This window comes from Paraburkholderia denitrificans, assembly GCF_042655705.1.
Classification (GTDB): domain Bacteria; phylum Pseudomonadota; class Gammaproteobacteria; order Burkholderiales; family Burkholderiaceae; genus Paraburkholderia; species Paraburkholderia denitrificans.
Window position 1 is genome coordinate 356,365 of sequence record NZ_JBHSMP010000016.1, and the last position, 18,154, is coordinate 374,518.

Genomic DNA, 18,154 nt, shown 5'->3' on the forward strand with positions numbered 1-18,154 from the left:
CGTGATGCGGCAAGCGCGGAGATTCCACACTGCTCAGGTACGCGACATGGCCAACACGTTGATGATCCAGGGGACGAGTTCCGACTCTGGAAAGAGCACCCTCGTCGGGGCGCTCTGCAAGATTGCCGCCCGTGATGGCAAACGGGTCGCCCCGTTCAAGCCGCAAAACATGTCGCTTAACAGCGCGGTGACCATCGACGGCGGAGAAATCGGTCGCGCGCAGGCGTGGCAGGCACTCGCCGCCGGCATCGCACCTGAAGCCGACATGAATCCAGTCCTGCTCAAGCCAAATAGCGATACGGGCTCTCAGGTCATCGTGCAGGGCCATTCGCGCGGCAATCTCGATGCGCGAGCCTATCACCACTACAAGCCCATCGCCATGCAGGCCGTGCTCGAATCGTACAACCGCCTGAAGGCGAAAAGCGATCTCGTGCTGGTCGAAGGGGCAGGCAGTCCGGCCGAGGTCAACCTGCGTCAGGGCGATATTGCCAACATGGGGTTCGCACTCGCCGTCGGCTGCCCGGTCGTGCTGGTCGCGGATATCGATCGGGGCGGTGTTTTCGCCCAGATTCTCGGCACGCTGGCCTGTCTGCCCGAAAATGAACGTGCTCTTGTGAAAGGCATCGTCATCAACAAATTCCGCGGTGACGTATCCCTGCTGAAACCCGGGATCGACTGGGTTCAAATGCAGACGAACAAACCCGTATTCGGCGTCGTGCCGTTCGTCCCGGGATTGTGGCTCGATGCCGAGGACATGCTGCCGAAACAGCACCGAAAAGACCTGGCCTCCGGCGAAGTGCTGCGCGTCGTCGTTCCTGCGCTGCCGCGCATCAGCAACCATACGGATTTCGATCCGTTGCGTGCGCATCCGCAAGTCGACTTCCGCTTCGTTCGTGCCGGCGAGCCTCTGCCGGCTGCGGATCTCGTGATCCTGCCGGGTAGCAAGAGCGTCCAGCGCGATCTCGCCTGGTTGCGCGAGCACGGTTGGGACACGCACCTGCGTCGCCATCTGCGCTATGGCGGCAAGCTGATTGGGGTCTGCGGCGGATTGCAGATGCTCGGGCGCGAACTGCACGATCCGCTCGCCATCGAAAGCCCCGTAACACGCACAGCGGGCCTGGGGCTGCTCGATTACGTCACGACACTCGAACCGCACAAACAACTCGTGAACACGGCCGGCACGCTCCTCGTAGACGGAGAAGCACCGGTGCGCGGATACGAGATCCACATGGGCATCACCGAAGGACCCGCCTGCTCCCGCCCCGCGCTGCGCCTCTCCAACGGCAACGCGACACGCCACGACGGCGCACTCTCGGAAGACGGCCAGATTCTGGCGACTTACCTGCACGGGCTGTTCGATTCGCCCGACGCCTGCACGGCCCTGCTGCGCTGGGCGGGTCTGGGTCAGGTGGAGCGCGTCGATCATGATGCGCGCAGACTGGCATCCATCGAACGGCTCGCCGACGCAGTCGCATCGAGCGTCAATCTCGACGCACTCTGGGAGAGCATGACCTGAAGGTCCGCGTGTGGTGCGCTGTGATTCGCCTGGGTCACATTCACTCGATGAACTGCTGCTCAGGGTTCGAAGCGAGTTTTTTCGGGGGCGCCCGTCAATGCCTGCCACGCCACAGCGCCTTGCGGCAACAGAACCACCAAAAGTAAATGAGCTCCCGAAGGAGCTCATCGTGATACGGCCGGCGTGCGCAATTACTTGCCGTAGATATCGAAGTCGAAGTATTTCTTTGCGAGCTTCTGGTACGTGCCGTCCTTGAGCATCGCGACGATCGCTCCGTCAATCTTTTGCTTCAGGTCGGTATCGTCCTTACGCAGGCCGATCGCTGCCGCCCCAGTCGGGATTTCCGCGCCCGTGAACTGGAAACCCGCGCCACGGGGCGTTTTCAGGAACCCGAGATCCGCCTGCACTTCATCCTGCAGCGCCGAATCCAGACGGCCGGAAATCAGGTCGCCATAAACCTGATCCTGATTCTGGTACGACACGATCTGTACCCCCTTCGACGCCCAGTTCGCCCGGACGTACGCTTCCTGAACCGACCCCTGCTCGACCCCGACTGTCTTGCCCTTCAGCGACTCGATGGTCGGTTGGAGCGTCGATCCCTTCGGCACGACGAGACGGGTCGGCGTGTCAAACAGCTTCGCCGAGAACGCAACTTCAGCTGAACGCTGCGGCGTGACAGACATCGAAGAGAGGATGCCGTCGAACTTCTTCGCCTTCAGTGCAGGAATCACACCATCGAAGTCCTGCTCGACCCACACGCATTTCGCGTTCAGACGTCGACAGATTTCGTTGCCGAGATCGACGTCGAAACCCACGACCTTCCCTGCGGCCGACTTCGATTCGAATGGAGCATAGCTCGGGTCCACGCCAAACCGGATCGTCGTCCAGTCATTGGCATAGACGCTTCCCGCTGAAGCGGCGAGCGCGCAAACGATCAACTTCGAAAGAATTTTTTTCACTGTTTGACTCCTCGTATATCTCGATCGATGTTATTCATGCGGGGCAACGTTCGTCGCATCGACATAAAGCATCGTTCTATTTTTTAAAAAGGTTTATTAAAAACACCCACTTTTCAATAACATCATGGGTGGCCGCAAAAAAATTTGATCCGGTCAGCTGGCTTTACTCCGGATTTCCTGGCCATTCATTGCGACCACTCGAACGGGGTCGCCGGGCTCAATGCCTAGCGCGGCGAGTTCTTCCCGCCCCAAAGCAATGGAGCCGAACTGCGGCTCCGCATAGCTCACGATGACGCGGAAATCCTTGCACAGCGTGTTGCTTACCATCATCGGGCGCCGGCCTGAGGTTGCTTCGTCGGAATGCTGTTCACTGCCCTGTCGTGCGATGGCCAACTCACTATCCTGGGTAATGCGCAGTTGGCTGACATGCCCCTGGAGGACAGGACCTGCATCAAAAATATCGACAAGCCCTTCGAAATTCAGCCCCTCCTGTTCGAGCAGGCGCTTCGCCGGTGCTGTTGCCGAATGGACCGCGCCGATGTATTCACGTGCATCTTCCGTGAGGAAATCGGTGTAAATCGGAAAGCGCGGCATCAATTCCGCAATAAATGATTTGGTCCCCACGCTCGACATGTCGTCGGCCTTGCCGAAATCCATTTTGAAGAAATGCTTGCCAAGGCTGTCCCAAAAGGGAGAGGTTCCGTCGTTCCGTTGATACCCGCGCATCTCCGCGAAAATAAGCTCTGGCAGAAGATGAATGAAATTCGACGCAAACATCAGCCGCCCTTTTGAGAGCAGCTTTCCGTTGGTGCCGCCCCGAAACTCGGGATTCAGGTACAGCGTACAGAGTTCGGCGGCCCCCGTAAGATCGTTCGTCAGAATCAGTGTTTCCTTCTGCGAATAGATGTCGAGTTTAGGGCTGGAGTGAACGAGGCGGCAGACCCGGTAGCTATAGAACGGCTCGTCCAGACCCACCGAAGCCTTGACGGCACTGACACCAACAACCTGATTCGACCCGGTGTCCTCGAGGACGAACATGTAATCCGCAAGTTTAGAGTCGATGGCGCCCGAAAAGGATGCCTGGGCAACCGCAATCCGGTCCTCCAGTGCCGACCGGTCGGCTTTGAGGGTCGTCATGCCGATACCGACACTGCGCGCGAGCGAAAACAGCGCGTCAAGATCCGAATTTCTGATTGAACGGAATACGATCATGATGTTTGAACTTCACATTGGAGCAACAATGACAGAGTCGTTGCTCGACAGACACAACGCGTCCAGCGTTTCCTTCGGCAATGCCACGTAGCCGTCGCCGATCCACGGCGTCGCACGCGAAACCACGCAGCGGAATGCCTCTGGTGCCCCAACGTTCGCGACCAGATACCTCTCCGCCGTCTCGGCGACTTCGGATGCGTCAATCGAGTACGTGCGCGCCTCGGCGATGGTGCGAATCTGCGATGCATTTGCGACGAGAATCGGTCCGCCGTCAAAAATATCGATGTAACGATCCGACCTGAACCCTTCCTTCTCAAGAATCTCGAATGGCAGATTGGATTCGCTGTGCATCTGCCCCATCAATGCCCGGACATCGTTGGGAAGGAGCGGAACGTATACCGGATAGTGCGGCATGACTTCGACGATGAGCGTGCCGTTGCGCGCGCCACGGATCATGCGCTCGGCACTGATCAGATCCATATCGAAGAATTTGCGGCCGATCGCATTCCAGAACGGAGACTGGTAGTCCTGATCCATGCAGCCAGCGAGCGAAACAACGAAGTCCTCGCCAAATCGCTGCCGGTCGCGGGCCGCAAACATGAGGCGGCTACGCGAGAGTAACGATGCAGCCCATGGCGCATCGCAGCCCTCGCCAATGAAGAAGCCCTGGAGCTGCGAGTGGTGGGTCAGATCGGAACAGAGTGTCAGTGCGTGGACACTGTTGGATATTTTTAGATCGCGCGACACGTGATGTATCACGTCGTTCCGATAGACGAAAAATGCGCCGCCGGACCCGGCAGCCGAACAGATTGCGGCAGCACCGCGCAGATCGCCGGCCGGGTCTTCAAGCACCATCAAATAGTATTCGTCACAGGGAACATCTACCTGCAAAGACAACGCATCATTCGTGCGCGCGATGGCATCCTCGATACTCGCCCTGTCACGGGGAAAGGTATGCACCAAAGGGTCGGCCTGCGCTGCAATGGCGAGCAGTTTTTCAGCATCCGCGTCGCGTGCGGGGCGAGTAATCCACATAGGTCGTTTCATCCTGGGTACTGCGTTTGCAAGCGCCCGGAAAGCATGCGTGGTGCACGCCTGGGCTCGATGCCGTTCATCTGTCTGAGCCATTGTATGCAGCCGTAATTCGACCGCAATTCAGATTTGCGACATCCGAGGGTTTTTGCGTGAAATTCCTGCGTTGCCCACGGTACCGCACGACCGCCAGCGCGTTCACACGCGATCCATCAAACGTTGATACCCAGCGACTTCAAAATCTGCTGACGCTCTTCCCTCGGCGCAATTCCGAAGACGGTTCGATAGGTGGTCGAAAAATGCGCCGCCGATGAAAAGCCGCACATCAACCCGATCTGCAAGATCGAATGATCGGTTTGTCTGAGCATCTGCTGCGCGCGCTGCAAGCGCAGATCGAGGTAATACCGCGACGGAACGGTATCGAGGTGCTGCTTGAACAGTCGCTCGAGTTGACGCCGTGACATACCGAGCAATTGTGCGATTTCCTCTGTCTGCAACGGCTCCTCGATATTGGCTTCCATGAGCGCAATGGCCTCGCACAGCTTCGGCGCGGCCTCGCCGAAGTGAAACCTCGTATCCGCGCGCTGGCGCTCATGCGGTTCGCGAATACGATCTTTTGTGAGCACACCGAGCAGTTCGCTCGCAACCTTCGTGCCGAGAATATCCCTCACGAGTTGCAAGCCGAGATCCAGCGTGGAGGCTCCGCCACAACAGGTCGTCCATTTTCCGCAATGTTCGATGATCGACGGTGAAACGATCACATGTTCAAGGCCGGCACTCAGCGGAGGCGAATCATTCCAATGCAACGCAACGCGCAAGCCGCGCGCCCATGGCGTGCCCGAAAACCATTTGACCGCTTCGCCGATCAACATGACGCGGCTTGCCACCTCTATCCACTGCCTTAACGTGTGAAGCGCGCTATCGGTATCGGACGGCGGCATTTCACATAGCACCAGCACGTCACACCGCATACCCGGCGCCGGATTGCCGCAACCGGCATCGTGGACATGGATCTGATCTGTCTTGCTGATCAGACGCCCCATGTCGAGCACATGCGAAATCAGATAAAAATCGAGCGGCTTTGCCTGACGCCAACCCAGCAAGACAACGTTGAAGCGCGAGGTGCTCGCGGATGGCCGCAAGCGGCCATCCTGGGGCGCAGCCGCATAAGGTGCTGAATTCATCGAGTTTCTAATTTATTCAGTTCAAGTCCAGCCGCCAGCACCCGGCTTTAGCGCGCGCCGATTACGTCCTCGAAAGCCTGTTCGATGCGCTTGAAACCCTCGCTGATGTCGGCTTCGGGAATGATGAGCGAAGGCGCGAAACGCAGTACGTCGGCGCCAGCGATCAACATCATCACGCCGCGCTTCGCAGCCGCTGCGTTGAAGTCCTTCGCGCGGCCCTTAAAGCGTGCGCTCAGTTCAGCGCCGATCAGAAGACCCTTGCCGCGGACGTCCTTGAATACGTCGAAACGATCGTTGAGCTTCGCGAGTCTGGCGCGTATCGCCTCGCCGCGAGCGCGCACGCCAGCGAGAACCGCCGGGTCGCTGATGAGTTCGACCACCTTGTCCGCGATGGCTGCGGCGAGCGGATTGCCGCCGTACGTCGTGCCGTGCGCGCCCACCTTGAAGTACGCCGCGAGGGCCTCGGTCGTGATCATCGCGCCGATCGGGAAGCCGTTGCCGAGCGCCTTCGCGGTGGTGAGGATGTCCGGCGTGACGCCTGTGTCCTCATACGCGTAGAAGGTGCCCGTGCGGCCCACGCCCGTTTGCACTTCGTCAAAAATCAGCAGCGCGTTGTTCGCGTCACAGGCCGCGCGCAGCGCGCGCAGGAAGGCTGGATCGGCGGGAATCACACCACCCTCGCCTTGAACCGGCTCGACGATCACCGCGCAGGTCTGCGCACCGATCGCGCGCTTCGCCGCTTCGATGTCGTTGTACGGCAGGTGCACGATGCCTGCCGGCACCGGCCCGAAGCCTTCCGAATACTTCGGCTGGCCGCCCACGCTCACGGTGAAGAACGTGCGGCCATGAAACGACTGTGTGAAGGATACGATCTCGAATTTTTCAGCGCCGTGGCGCTCGAACGCCACGCGACGCGCAAGCTTGAGCGCAGCTTCATTGGCTTCTGCGCCCGAGTTCGCGAAGAATGCGCGCTCCGCGAAACTCAGCGCTTCGAGCTTGCGCGCGAGACGAAGCACCGGTTCGTTGGTGTAGCCGTTGCCGACGTGCCAGAGCTTGCCGCCCTGCTCGTGCAGCACGCGCAGCAGTTCGGGATGGGCATGACCGAGCGACGTCACGGCGATGCCGCACGCGAAGTCGATATAGTCGCGGCCCTCGGTGTCCCATACGCGCGAGCCCTCGCCCCTGACCGGAACGAATGGAGCGGGCGAGAAGCACGGCACCATCACTTCATCGAAGGTTTTACGGCTCACGGTCTGTTCATTCATAAAAATTCCTGTTGGACTCAATTCGGGTTTTCACTTTGGGCTGCAACTTCCCGCTGTGGCGCGACACCTTTTATCGCGATGGCACACACAGTGTAGGTAGTCGTGCCCAAACCGTCTTGCGCAGCCGCGACGCGTTTTTTTCTATATGTGCCGAATGTGCGCGGCAAACGCGTGGTCAGCCGCGCTCGGGCGACTCCATGCGTGTCGCGGCGCGCGGGGCCAGCACAACGTCTGGCGCGCTGCCATGCTGGCGTTCGATCCAGTTGCGGCGTTCGTCGCGCGGCGTCATGCCAAAGCGCTCGCGATACGCATTCGAAAAGTGCGCGGCGGAAGAAAATCCACAAGCCATGCTGATCTGCATCACGGACTTGCTGGTGCGCTGAAGTTGAGAGCGGGCTTTCGCGAGGCGCAGTCCCAGGTAGTACTTCGCGGGCATGGCATTCAGATACTGTTTGAAAATCCGCTCCAGCTGACGGCGCGAAACTCCCACGTGGCCGGCGATCTCGTCGGTCGTGAGCGGATCTTCGATATTCGCATCCATCAACTTGAGCGCGTCGTTCAGGCGCGGATGACGCTCGCCGGGCGCGGTCACGAACGGAATGCGCTGGCGCTCGTCGCCGCCGCGCAAAGTGCTCGCCCCCAGCACATCGGCGACACGCTCCGCCAGCTCCGGGCCATGTTCGCGGCGGATCATCGCGAGCATGAAATCGACCGTCGCCTGGCCGCCCGCGCAGGTTGCACGATCGCGGTCGATCTCATAGATGTGTTGTGTCGCGACGGTGCGCTCGAACTGCTCCGAGAATTGCTGGTACGCCTCCCAGTTGACCGCTACGCGATAGCCGTGCAACTGCCCTGCCATCGCGAGCCACCAGATACCGTGGTGAATGCCGGTGACGAGCGGCGTGCGCTGCGCCACGCGTGCGAGGCTGGCAAGAAAAAGGCGGTAGTCGGCGAACGGCTGGTAGCGCTCATTCACAACGATGAGCCAGTCGCACGACACGGCGTCGCTGAACGCGCAATCGGCTGCGCATTGCGCGCCACCCGCAAGCGGCACGGGACGGCCGTTCCACGAGTACATCCGCCAGCGATAGAGCGCGCGCCCGTCGATCTCGTTGGCGAGGTTGAGTGCGTCGATGACAGGACCCAGGCCGGACATCGAGACCCGCGGCAACACAACGACTGCAACCTCGGTGGTACACGACACGTTACAGCGCCCCGCTTACTTGAGACTGCCCGAAAGGAACTGGCGCAGCCGCTCGCTCCTCGGCGCGCCGAGCACGTCGGCAGGCGCACCCTCTTCCTCGGTGCGGCCCTGGTGCAGGAACATCACATGATTCGAGACGTTGCGCGCGAAACCCATCTCGTGCGTGACAACGATCATCGTGCGCCCTTCCTCGGCGAGCTTCTGCATGACCTTGAGCACTTCGCCCACAAGCTCGGGATCGAGCGCGGAAGTCGGCTCGTCGAACAGCATCACGTCGGGGTGCATCGCAAGCGCGCGCGCAATCGCTACGCGCTGCTGCTGGCCACCCGAGAGGTGTGAGGGATACTGCTTTTCCACGCGTGGCGCGAGACCCACCTTCTCCAGATAGGCACGCGCGCGTTCCTCGGCTTCCTTGCGCGGCACGCCGAGCACATGCATGGGCGCCTCGATCACGTTCTCGATCACGTTCATGTGCGACCAGAGATTGAAATGCTGAAACACCATCGCGAGCTTGGTGCGAATACGCTGCAGTTGCTTCTGATCGACCACTTCGAGATTGCCGTTGCGGCCCGCTTTCGTCCGCACGGCCTCGCCGTCCACAATGATCTCTCCTGCGTTCGGGTTCTCGAGGAAATTAACGCAGCGTAGAAATGTGCTCTTGCCCGAACCGCTCGCGCCGATAAGGCTGATCACATCGCCCTTCTTCGCGTTGAGCGACACGCCCTTGAGCACCTCGTTATCGCCGAAGCGTTTATGGACGTCGCGCGCAACCAGTTTGCTCTCCGGGTTACAGTGCGCGCCCGGCGTAGTTTGCATCGTCTGAGCCAAGATGGTCTCCCAAAAATTATCGCGTGGCCTGCCGCCACTTAGTGTGTACGGACGGCAAGGTGGCCGAGCCAGCGCTTCTCGGCGCGGCGGAACGCAGCCACCACCACGAACGATACTGCGCAGTAGATAAGCGCCGCGATGCCGAACGATTCGAACGAGCGGTACGTGGCCGAATTGGCATCACGCGCGACCTTCAGGATATCGGGCACCGTGGCCGTGAACGCGACCGTCGTGGCGTGCAGCATCAAGATGACTTCGTTGCTGTACAGCGGCAACGCGCGGCGCAGCGCCGAAGGCAGGATGATGCGCCAGTACATCGTGAAAGGACTCATGCCGTAGGCACGCGCGGCCTCCACTTCACCGTGCGAGGTGGCGCGAATCGCACCCGCGAAGATCTCGGTGGTATAGGCGCACGTGTTGAGCGCGAACGCGAGAATGGCGCAGTTCAGTCCGCTGCGGAAAAAAGCGCCGAGCAGCGGCTCGGAGCGCACGAAGGCGAGACTGTACACACCCGTATAGATGAGCAACAACTGCACGTAAAGCGGTGTGCCGCGAAACACAAAGGTGTAGAAGCGCACCGGCATGGAGAGCCAGCGCCGGCTCGACACGCGAGCAACGGAGAGCGGCACCGCACAGACGAAGCCGATCGCCACGGAGATCACGAGTAGCCAGAGCGTCATTGCGAGCCCGGAGACGTGCCCGCCGTCCCAGTAGAGGAATGCGCGGCCGAATTGCTGGAGGATTTCGTTCATCGGTTCGGATTTCCTGAGGTCACAGTTGCGCTTGGCGCACGCCCACGGAGTAGCGGCGTTCGAGCCACAGCAGCGCGAAATTGGAAATGGTCGTAATCGCGAGGTAGACGAGCGCCGCGATCATCAGGAAGAGAAACAGATTGAAGGTGCTGCGGCCCGCATCCTGTGCGGCCTTCACGACATCAGCGAGACCGATGATCGACACGAGCGCAGTCGCCTTCACGATCACCTGCCAGTTATTGCCGATGCCGGGCAGCGCAAATCGCATCATTTGAGGAAACAGGATGCGTGCGAATACACGTGTGCCGCTCATCCCGAACGCGTAGCCCGCTTCCAGTTGGCCGCGCGGCACCGCGAGAAACGCGCCCCGGAAAGTCTCGGTGAAGTACGCGCCGTAGATAAAGCCGAGTGTGATGACACCGGCCACGAACGGATCGATGTCGATCTGCGCCATGTTGAGCGCTTCGGTCGCATCGTTCAGGCCGATCTGGATGCTATAGAACAAAAGCAGCATCAGCACGAGATCGGGAACCGAGCGGATCAGTGTTGTATAGGCCGTCGCACAGGCTGCGAGCGGCCGGTTGAACGAAAGCTTCGCCGCTGCGCCCGCGAGGCCGAGCAATACGGCCATACCGAGCGAGAGCAGCGAAAGCTCGATCGTCTGGAGCGTGCCGGCAAGCAGCAACGGGCCAAAGCCATAGAGAGTCACGTGCGTCTCCGTGAAATTCGTTATCGATGCCCAAGGGATGTCTCAGGCACTTTTTTGAAGGTTTGCGCTGATTGTCGCTGTGCGCAATGTACGGTGATGGCACGGACCAGAAACATCGGCATGCGCTCACGTGTGCTCATTGCGTTTCAACGCTTGGTCATTGTATGCAGCCGCGATTTGGCAGCATTTCGGATTTGCGACACCTGAAGGTCTTTGCGTGCAACTTTGGCGCGACCCAGGGTACTCCACTACGCCACTTCGCTTTCAATTGCGTTTCGAGAGATGAATGCCAGCGAGCATGCAGCGCACCGATCCGCCTGCCATCTCGATCGTCGGCACATCGAGCGGCAACAGTTGCGCCGAACGCTCGATCAACCGACGCTGGCGCAGCGAAAGACTGTCGAGGGCGCGCTGTGAAAGCGCCAGCACGCGCCCTTCCCGCCCCGTCAATTCAATGGCGTTGCCCGCGAAGTTGTCGATCTGCGCGTTCTCAAGGCCGATGACGGTGCGCCCGGTTTGCGCGAGACGTCGTTGAATTTCCTCACGGCGAGCAGCATCGCAGATCACGTCGAGGCCAATCAGCGCAAAATCCGTTGCGACGCTCATCATCACGTTCGTGTGATAGATGGGCTGGCCGTCGCTACCCGCCGTGTCGAAGCACATCGGCTCGAAATTGAAGTGCGTGCAGAAGCGTTCGAGTGCGACGGGATCGGCACGGCGCGAGCGCGCCGTATAAGCCACACGCGCCACATGGTCAAGCACCATCGCCCCGGTGCCTTCGAGAAAGAGACCGTCATATTCGAGGCCGGAAAAGTCGATCACATCCTGCACGCGATACTCGGACTTGAGCATCTCGATCACGTCCGTGCGCCGCTCGCGCCGACGATTGCCGCTATACATCGGATAGAGCGCGACATGGCCCCCGGGATGCGTCGAGAACCAGTTATTCGGAAACACCGAATCGGGTGTGCTGCGCTCGCCGAAGTCGTCGAAGACGTGAACCTGCACACCGGTGTCGCGCAACCGTTGCGCGGCTTCGGTCACTTCGTCGCGCGCTGCTTCGGCAATGGCGTCTGTGGCCGTGCCGTCGCTCGCGGGCTGCGCGCATTGAAACGCGTTGTCGGCCGAGGTTTCGGGGTTGGGATGAAAGCGGTGCGGCCGGATCATGACGACAGCGCACGGCGCCTGAATCGAAAGAAGGCTCATAGGGCGTAGCTGAATTGGGGCAATGAAAACCAGACGATGCAGTGCGGTCAGACCGCCTGCTCCAGCGCTTCAGCCACGCTTTCCACGCGCGACGCAGGGACGTGTTCGGCGATCAGCGCAAACAGGTTCTTCGGGTCGGCGGCAGGCGGAACCAGCGAGATATCGTCGCCCGCACCGTGTTGCAACGCGCGTGAATAGAGGTAGCGCAGCGCAGAATAATCCTCGAGCGCAAAACCCACGGAATCAAAAATGGTGACTTGCGTTGCGTTCTCGCGCCCCGGCACTTCGCCCTGCAGTACGCGCCAGAATTCGACCACGGGAAAATCCGCGGGCAATTGCTGGATCTCGCCTTCGATACGGCTCTGCGGTTCGTATTCGACGATCACGCGCCCCATGCGCACCACCTGCTCGTGCAGCTCGGTCTTGCCAGGGCAATCTCCGCCGACAGCGTTCAGATGCATGCCCGGCTCGATCATCTCCGGCGTGATGATCGTGGCGTAAGCCTTGTCGGCCGTGACGGTGGTCACGATGTCGGCGCCCCGCACGGCCTCTGCGGTCGAGCGGGCGCGCACCAGCTTCAGGCGAGGAAACGCCGCGAGATTACGCACGAGCTTGTCGGTCGCATGCTTGTCGATATCGAATACGCGAATCTCGTCAATGCCCAGCAGCGTATGAAAGCCGATTGCCTGGAATTCGCTTTGCGCACCGTTTCCGATCAGCGCCATCGTTCGCGCTTCACGACGCGCCAGCTGCTTTGCGGCCATGACCGAAGTCGCGGCTGTGCGCAGCGCCGTGGTCAGGGTCAGTTCGGCAAGCAGCACGGGATAGCCGGTATCGACGTCGCCAAGCGCACCGAACGCCATGACGGTGTGCAGGCCGCGCTGCGCGTTCACGGGATGACCGTTCACATATTTGAACGCGAACAGTTTCGAATCGGCAACGGGCATCAATTCGATCACGCCATCGCGGGAATGGCAGGCGACGCGCGGTGATTTATCGAAATCGGCCCATCGTCGGTAGTCGTTTTCGAGTGCCTCGACAAGCTCGCTCAGGCAACGTGGCACGCCTATCTGCGCAATGAGTTTGCTGGTGGCAGGTACGTCGAGAAAGCGGGTCATGAAATGTCTCCTGTATTGACTGTGCGGTGTGCGGCGCTCATGCGCCACGCAATGAGGAGATTATTTCGATTAAGCGCGCCAACAGAAAGATGGCAAAGCTGGCAAAACGCACAGGAAACCGATCACTTTGCCGGTTCGCGATGCCATCTTGCACATCCTGATCGCGGAATGACCGTTCAGGCCTTGTGCGTTGAAAGCAGAATACTGGTTTCGGTATTGCCGATGCCATCGAGCAGGCGAATTGAGGCCAGCACCCGGTCGAAACTTTCCAGCGAATCGGCCTGCAATTCCGCGACCAGATCCCAACGCCCGTTGGTGCTGTGGATGGCCGCTACATTCGGATAGCCGCGCAACGCCTTCACGACATCCGCCGCGCGGTTGCCCTCGACCGCAATCGACATGAGTGCGCGAATGCGGTGTTTCTCCACGGAAGGCTTCAGTCGCACCGTATAGCCGACGATCACGCCGTTTTCTTCAAGCCGCGCAATCCGGTTCTGGACAGTCGCTCGCGCCACCCGCAATTGCCTCGCGAGTGTTACGACCGAAGTGCGGGCGTTGTCGCGCAGCAGCGCGATCAGTTGTCGGTCGACGTCGTCGAGGTTGATCATGTCGATTTTTCCTGGCTAAAAGCTGCGAGCCGCGAATATGCCGTGCGGTACGAGCCTACGCCATGCCGACTGGTCAGAATGCTCGCCACGCATGGCAATTTGCCAGGATTATCGGCGATTTCGTCGCGTTTGCCACGTCTGTACCGACGCGGTACTCGGGCACGAATGCCGATTGACCACGATTTTCGCAACATGGCCAGGAGCTATTACAATGGAATTTAAATCCAGTATCATAGAAAAATGACTATCGATACCCTCATTGCCAGGCGTGTTCGTGATCTGCGCAAAGCTCGCGGCTACACGCTGGACGAACTGGCGGAGTCGAGCGGTGTCAGCCGCTCGATGATTTCGTTAATCGAACGTCAGGAGACGAGTCCAACGGCCGTCGTGCTCGCAAAGCTGGCTGACGCTCTGGATGTCACGTTGGCCGCGTTGTTTTCGGATGAACCCGGCAGCGCCGCGGCAGAACCGCTTGCCCGGTTGTCGCAGCAACATGTCTGGAAGGATCCCGCGTCCGGGTACGTTCGCCGGCATGTCTCGCCGAGTGGATTTGCATCGCCCATCGAACTGGTAGAGGTCACCTTCCCATCGGGCAAAAGCGTCGCCTTTGAAAACGTGATGAGCAACGTGGTCAGGCATCAGCAAATCTGGGTACTGGAGGGTGAAATGGAAGTCACCTTGGGGGATCGGACCTGGCATCTCCAGGCAGGCGATTGCCTTGCCATGGTGCTGGATCAACCCCTCGTTTTTCGTAACTCGAGTCGGAAGCAGGCGCGCTATGCGGTGGCGCTGACGACCCATCCAATCAATTCAAGGAAAGCGTGATGAGCAACCACTCCATCGTGCACTGCACCTTCGATCGTCATGCCGATGCGATCCTGGAGATATTCAACGACGCAATTCTGAATTCCACCGCGCTCTACGAGTACAAAGTTCGGACCTTGCAGACCATGGCCAGCTGGTTCGATACCAAAAGAGCCGGCGGCTTTCCCGTGATTGGTGTCGAGGATCACGATGGAAAACTGTTGGCCTTCGGCAGTTATGGTTCGTTTCGACCGTTTCCGGCCAATAAGTACACGGTGGAACATTCCGTCTACGTGCACAAGGACCAGCGCGGCCGTGGACTGGGGCGCGTGGTGATGCAGGAAATCATCGCTGCAGCTCGGCAGAACGGTCTTCATACGTTGATCGGCGGAATCGATTCGACCAATGCCGGAAGTATCGCCTTGCACGAGCGGCTCGGCTTCAGGCACGTTGGCACGTTACCCCACGTCGGCTTCAAGTTCGGCCGCTGGCTCGATCTGGCGTTCTATCAATTGCTGCTGGATACGCCCGCTCATCCGGTTGACGGCTAAACACACCGCCGCCCGGCTACCATTTCGGTGTGCCCGGCGGCGAAATGCTCAAGAAGCGCTCAAGAAGCGCGGGCATCGGCATGCCCGCGAATGAAGTATCATCGCGCTCCAACCCGATTGAGAGGGAGCCACCGATGACCGGCCAGAACTATCAAGCCATCCTCGAAAGGATTCATCGAGACATCACGCCGTGGCGCACAGCCGGCCGTGTCGCCGATTACATTCCGGAACTCGCGACGGTTCGCGCCGATCACTTCGGCATGGCCATCGTCACAGTGGACGGCCAGGTGTACCGCACCGGCGATGCCGACGTGCGCTTTTCCATTCAGAGCATTTCGAAGCTGTTCGCATGCACGCTCGCGTTCCAGTTGCTTGGCGACGCACTGTGGAAGCGTGTCGGCCGAGAGCCGTCGGGCACTGCCTTCAACTCGCTCGTGCAGCTCGAATTCGAAGCGGGCAAGCCGCGCAATCCGTTCATCAACGCAGGCGCGCTCGTGGTCACCGACGTACTGTGCCGCCGCTTCGTGCAGGCGGAAACCGCGCTCGTCAATTTCGTGCGGCGGCTATCGGGCGTCCCGGATATCGACTACGACCTGCGCGTCGCGCAATCGGAACTGGCGCACGCCGAACGCAACCGCGCAATGGCGCATTTCATGGCGAGCTTCGGCAACCTTGAGATGCCGGCCGACGCCGTGATCGACGCGTATTGCCGGCAATGCGCGATCTCGATGAGCTGCGTGGAATTGGCCCGCGCGGCGCTCTTTCTGGCCAACGGCGGTGTGTCGCCCGCGAACGGCGAACGCGTGCTCGATGCGAGTTCAACGAAGCGGCTTTCGGCACTGATGCTCACCTGCGGCACATACGACGCGGCGGGCGACTTCGTCTACCGCGTGGGATTGCCCGCAAAGAGCGGCGTGGGCGGCGGGATCGTGGCCGTGCTGCCTGGGGAGTTTGCCGTGTGCGTGTGGTCGCCCGGACTCGATGCGACGGGAAATTCGCTGGCAGGTATTCAGGCCCTTGAGACCCTGACCTCAATCACCGAGCGGTCAATCTTTTGAGGCTGCGGGAACCGGCTCACTCAGCACGACTCTTTGACATCCCGAACCACGTTCTCGTCGTCATCCGATGTCATGACGACGCGGTTACGCCCTGCCGCCTTCGCAGCGTAAAGCGCCGTGTCGGCGCGCACCATCGCGCTCTCCAGCGTATCGCCCGCCGTGAACCCGCCCACGCCGCCGCTCAACGTGCAGCGCGCAACGTCGGCGGACGATCGTTCGACAGCAAGTCTGAGCGCATTGGTCAGCACCGTCGCATCGCTCATTTCTGCGTCCGCGAACACAATGGCGAATTCCTCGCCGCCCAGCCGCCCGAAAAGATCGCATGAGCGCAACTGACCCGAGACGACCGATGAGACATGCGCGAGCAATCGATCTCCGACCGCGTGGCCAAAGCTGTCGTTGACAGCCTTGAACCTGTCGATGTCGAGAATCGCAATCGACAACGGCAGGCCTTTTTTCAGCGCGTGCGCACACAACACGTTTGCCTTGGTCATGAATGCGCGACGCGTCAGCGCGCCGGTCAGTTCATCGAATGTCGCGAGCATTTCCATCTTCTGAAGAATCTGGTCGTGTGCGAGCATCACCATGCCAACCGACATGCAAGGGAGCGTGACGATCGCTAACCCGAGAAACATGACATTCCATAGCGATGGCTCCAGGAATGTGAGCTGCGGCACAACACCGATGACGATCGCGACAATTCGCACGATATAAACGAGCGCGCCCAGCCAGGCGGCCCCTGCGACGAGACGGCCGGCGTAGCGCGTCGCATCCCGCGACGCGTGACGCAGCGCCAATGCGCCCACCGCGATCCGCCCATAAATCAGCGCAACGGATATCAGCACGCCGCGCACATTGGCGTTCGGTGAAACGCATGTGAAGTACACGAGCAAGACGTAGATAACGATAGCCGCCGCCAACTCATCCCGCCTTACGGGACGCGTTCCAGAAAACTCACGCGTACCCTGCACGAGGAGCACCACCGCACTCAGCGTGGCAAACGTTACCCCAAGGATTTCGATCGCGTTTGGCCCGCTGCCGCCCAGCATTATCCAGACTGCAGCCGCGGCGAGGAGACCGTAGCCCGCGCACCAGCGGCGTACGCCGGGCACCGCAGATCGAATCAGCGACCCCAGAATGGCCACGCTCATCAGGCACGACGCAATCAGGATCCCGACTAGAGAGAAAACGCTAAGCATTTGAGCGGACCGGGCAACGAAAGTGAAGCAAATCGGGACGCGCGAGGCGTTATTCATCCCGGTGAAAGCGAAGCGAAAACCTCCGGCAACGCTGCAATACTGTCGCGCAACCGGTATCGATCTGAACCAGTCGGCTTCAATGATCCCCGTGGCGATTCAGCCGCCTGTATTAGCTACCTATAACGGCCTTTATTGTTAGCGCAATGGGCGGAATTGTAAAACAGTTTTCCACGATCCGCCCCTATAATGAATTTCGTGCGACACAGCGGCGCTAAAATCCCGCCCGGCGTTTTACGTGCCGCCCTCCGGCTAATCGGCGATTCAGATAGAACTGTACCCATCCTGCTCGCTAAACCCGCTTGGGAAAAACACTAAACTAATCCACACCCGCGAAATCTCCAGGCCGCATTGGCGTGAATGCGTGCTTCGGTTAACTATTTTCCAGAAACCGGGATGCCCTGTTGAATCGATAGAGCCGCATTCCAGACAGCGGACGCAGCGAAATTCCCGACGCCGAGCTTCGCGACCTTAAATCGATCTTCGCGAATGCCTTGCGCCATTTCGATGCCGGTCAGGCCGTACACACACTACGTCAGCGAGAAGCCGCCGCTATCATCCGCGTACTCTTATGCATAGTTCGCATATCGCTATGCGGATACAGCATTAGACGATCAAGGCACGCCACTTCATTATCGCGTCTCCGTTGAAATTGCGGCTGCCGTTGCGTCCCGGAAGCAACTGGCCAACACCACAAGGACGCGCATTATCGGCGCCCCGTGGCCCGCGAAGACGACCTCGGTATAGCGCACGCATACCGTCCTCGCCTGCATGGCTCGCACGCAATAAACATAGAGAAGGGGACAATGTGAATCAATCAATTCAAAGGCATATCGGCCCGTTTGCGCTGATGTTTACCGGTCTTGGGTCGATTATCGGCTCGGGCTGGCTG

At 59.9% G+C, this 18,154-nt stretch carries 18 protein-coding genes; 4 read left to right on the forward strand and 14 right to left on the reverse strand.

From position 1 onward, the window contains the following. Window positions 1-46 precede the first annotated feature (46 nt). Entirely contained in the window at window positions 47-1,516 is a 1,470-nt protein-coding gene (locus ACFPTO_RS14495) for a cobyric acid synthase (RefSeq protein WP_377712047.1), read from the forward strand. 191 nt (window positions 1,517-1,707) lie between these two features. Here ACFPTO_RS14495 and ACFPTO_RS14500 read toward each other — a convergent pair whose 3' ends face one another. The 12 genes from ACFPTO_RS14500 to ACFPTO_RS14555 all read right to left on the reverse strand — a co-directional run bounded on the left by ACFPTO_RS14500 (window position 1,708) and on the right by ACFPTO_RS14555 (window position 13,593). Next, on the reverse strand, window positions 1,708-2,475 hold the full coding sequence (locus ACFPTO_RS14500; RefSeq protein ID WP_377712049.1) for an ABC transporter substrate-binding protein: 768 nt from the start codon (window positions 2,473-2,475) through the stop codon (window positions 1,708-1,710). A gap of 153 nt (window positions 2,476-2,628) precedes the next feature. Next, a complete protein-coding gene (gene astA / locus ACFPTO_RS14505) occupies window positions 2,629-3,687 on the reverse strand; it encodes an arginine N-succinyltransferase (RefSeq protein WP_377712051.1) in 1,059 nt (352 codons plus the stop codon). A 12-nt stretch (window positions 3,688-3,699) separates the two neighbouring features. After that, on the reverse strand, window positions 3,700-4,722 hold the full coding sequence (locus tag ACFPTO_RS14510; protein ID WP_377712053.1) for an arginine N-succinyltransferase: 1,023 nt from the start codon (window positions 4,720-4,722) through the stop codon (window positions 3,700-3,702). 209 nt (window positions 4,723-4,931) lie between these two features. Further along, window positions 4,932-5,903, reverse strand: coding sequence for a GlxA family transcriptional regulator (locus tag ACFPTO_RS14515; RefSeq protein WP_377712055.1), 972 nt, complete (start codon window positions 5,901-5,903; stop codon window positions 4,932-4,934). 47 nt (window positions 5,904-5,950) lie between these two features. After that, window positions 5,951-7,168 carry an aspartate aminotransferase family protein gene (locus tag ACFPTO_RS14520; RefSeq protein WP_377712057.1) on the reverse strand — a complete coding sequence of 406 codons (1,218 nt, stop codon included), beginning with the start codon at window positions 7,166-7,168 and terminating at the stop codon, window positions 5,951-5,953. A 175-nt stretch (window positions 7,169-7,343) separates the two neighbouring features. Further along, window positions 7,344-8,324 (reverse strand): GlxA family transcriptional regulator, encoded by a 981-nt coding sequence (locus tag ACFPTO_RS14525; RefSeq protein ID WP_377712059.1) that lies wholly within the window; start codon window positions 8,322-8,324, stop codon window positions 7,344-7,346. A 63-nt stretch (window positions 8,325-8,387) separates the two neighbouring features. Next, entirely contained in the window at window positions 8,388-9,200 is an 813-nt protein-coding gene (locus ACFPTO_RS14530) for an ABC transporter ATP-binding protein (RefSeq protein WP_377712061.1), read from the reverse strand. Window positions 9,201-9,238: 38 nt separating this feature from the next. Continuing rightward, on the reverse strand, window positions 9,239-9,952 hold the full coding sequence (locus ACFPTO_RS14535) for an ABC transporter permease (protein WP_377712063.1): 714 nt from the start codon (window positions 9,950-9,952) through the stop codon (window positions 9,239-9,241). 19 nt (window positions 9,953-9,971) lie between these two features. After that, a complete protein-coding gene (locus ACFPTO_RS14540; RefSeq protein WP_377712065.1) occupies window positions 9,972-10,661 on the reverse strand; it encodes an ABC transporter permease in 690 nt (229 codons plus the stop codon). Window positions 10,662-10,925: 264 nt separating this feature from the next. Next, window positions 10,926-11,867: a citrulline utilization hydrolase CtlX gene (gene ctlX / locus ACFPTO_RS14545; RefSeq protein WP_377712067.1), complete on the reverse strand. Its 942-nt coding sequence runs from the start codon at window positions 11,865-11,867 to the stop codon at window positions 10,926-10,928. 47 nt (window positions 11,868-11,914) lie between these two features. Beyond that, a complete protein-coding gene (locus ACFPTO_RS14550; protein ID WP_377712069.1) occupies window positions 11,915-12,985 on the reverse strand; it encodes an ornithine cyclodeaminase in 1,071 nt (356 codons plus the stop codon). 176 nt (window positions 12,986-13,161) lie between these two features. Further along, entirely contained in the window at window positions 13,162-13,593 is a 432-nt protein-coding gene (locus ACFPTO_RS14555; protein ID WP_377712071.1) for an Lrp/AsnC family transcriptional regulator, read from the reverse strand. 240 nt (window positions 13,594-13,833) lie between these two features. Between ACFPTO_RS14555 and ACFPTO_RS14560 the strand changes: the two genes are divergently transcribed. From ACFPTO_RS14560 to ACFPTO_RS14570, 3 genes are all read left to right on the forward strand, one after another. Beyond that, entirely contained in the window at window positions 13,834-14,418 is a 585-nt protein-coding gene (locus ACFPTO_RS14560) for a helix-turn-helix domain-containing protein (RefSeq protein WP_377712073.1), read from the forward strand. After that, window positions 14,418-14,948 (forward strand): GNAT family N-acetyltransferase, encoded by a 531-nt coding sequence (locus tag ACFPTO_RS14565; RefSeq protein ID WP_377712075.1) that lies wholly within the window; start codon window positions 14,418-14,420, stop codon window positions 14,946-14,948. The genes ACFPTO_RS14560 and ACFPTO_RS14565 overlap by 1 nt, the downstream gene beginning before the upstream one ends. A 134-nt stretch (window positions 14,949-15,082) precedes the next feature. Next, complete coding sequence (locus ACFPTO_RS14570; protein ID WP_377712077.1) at window positions 15,083-16,006, forward strand: glutaminase; 924 nt, start codon at window positions 15,083-15,085, stop codon at window positions 16,004-16,006. Window positions 16,007-16,026: 20 nt separating this feature from the next. On the opposite strand, the gene ACFPTO_RS14575 is transcribed toward ACFPTO_RS14570, so the two are convergent. Both ACFPTO_RS14575 and ACFPTO_RS14580 read right to left on the reverse strand, forming a co-directional pair. Beyond that, window positions 16,027-17,262: a GGDEF domain-containing protein gene (locus tag ACFPTO_RS14575; RefSeq protein WP_377712079.1), complete on the reverse strand. Its 1,236-nt coding sequence runs from the start codon at window positions 17,260-17,262 to the stop codon at window positions 16,027-16,029. A gap of 377 nt (window positions 17,263-17,639) precedes the next feature. Then, the gene (locus tag ACFPTO_RS14580; protein WP_377712081.1) at window positions 17,640-17,789 is read right to left on the reverse strand and encodes a hypothetical protein; all 150 of its coding nucleotides are present in this window, start codon (window positions 17,787-17,789) and stop codon (window positions 17,640-17,642) included. Window positions 17,790-18,154: the final 365 nt, after the last annotated feature.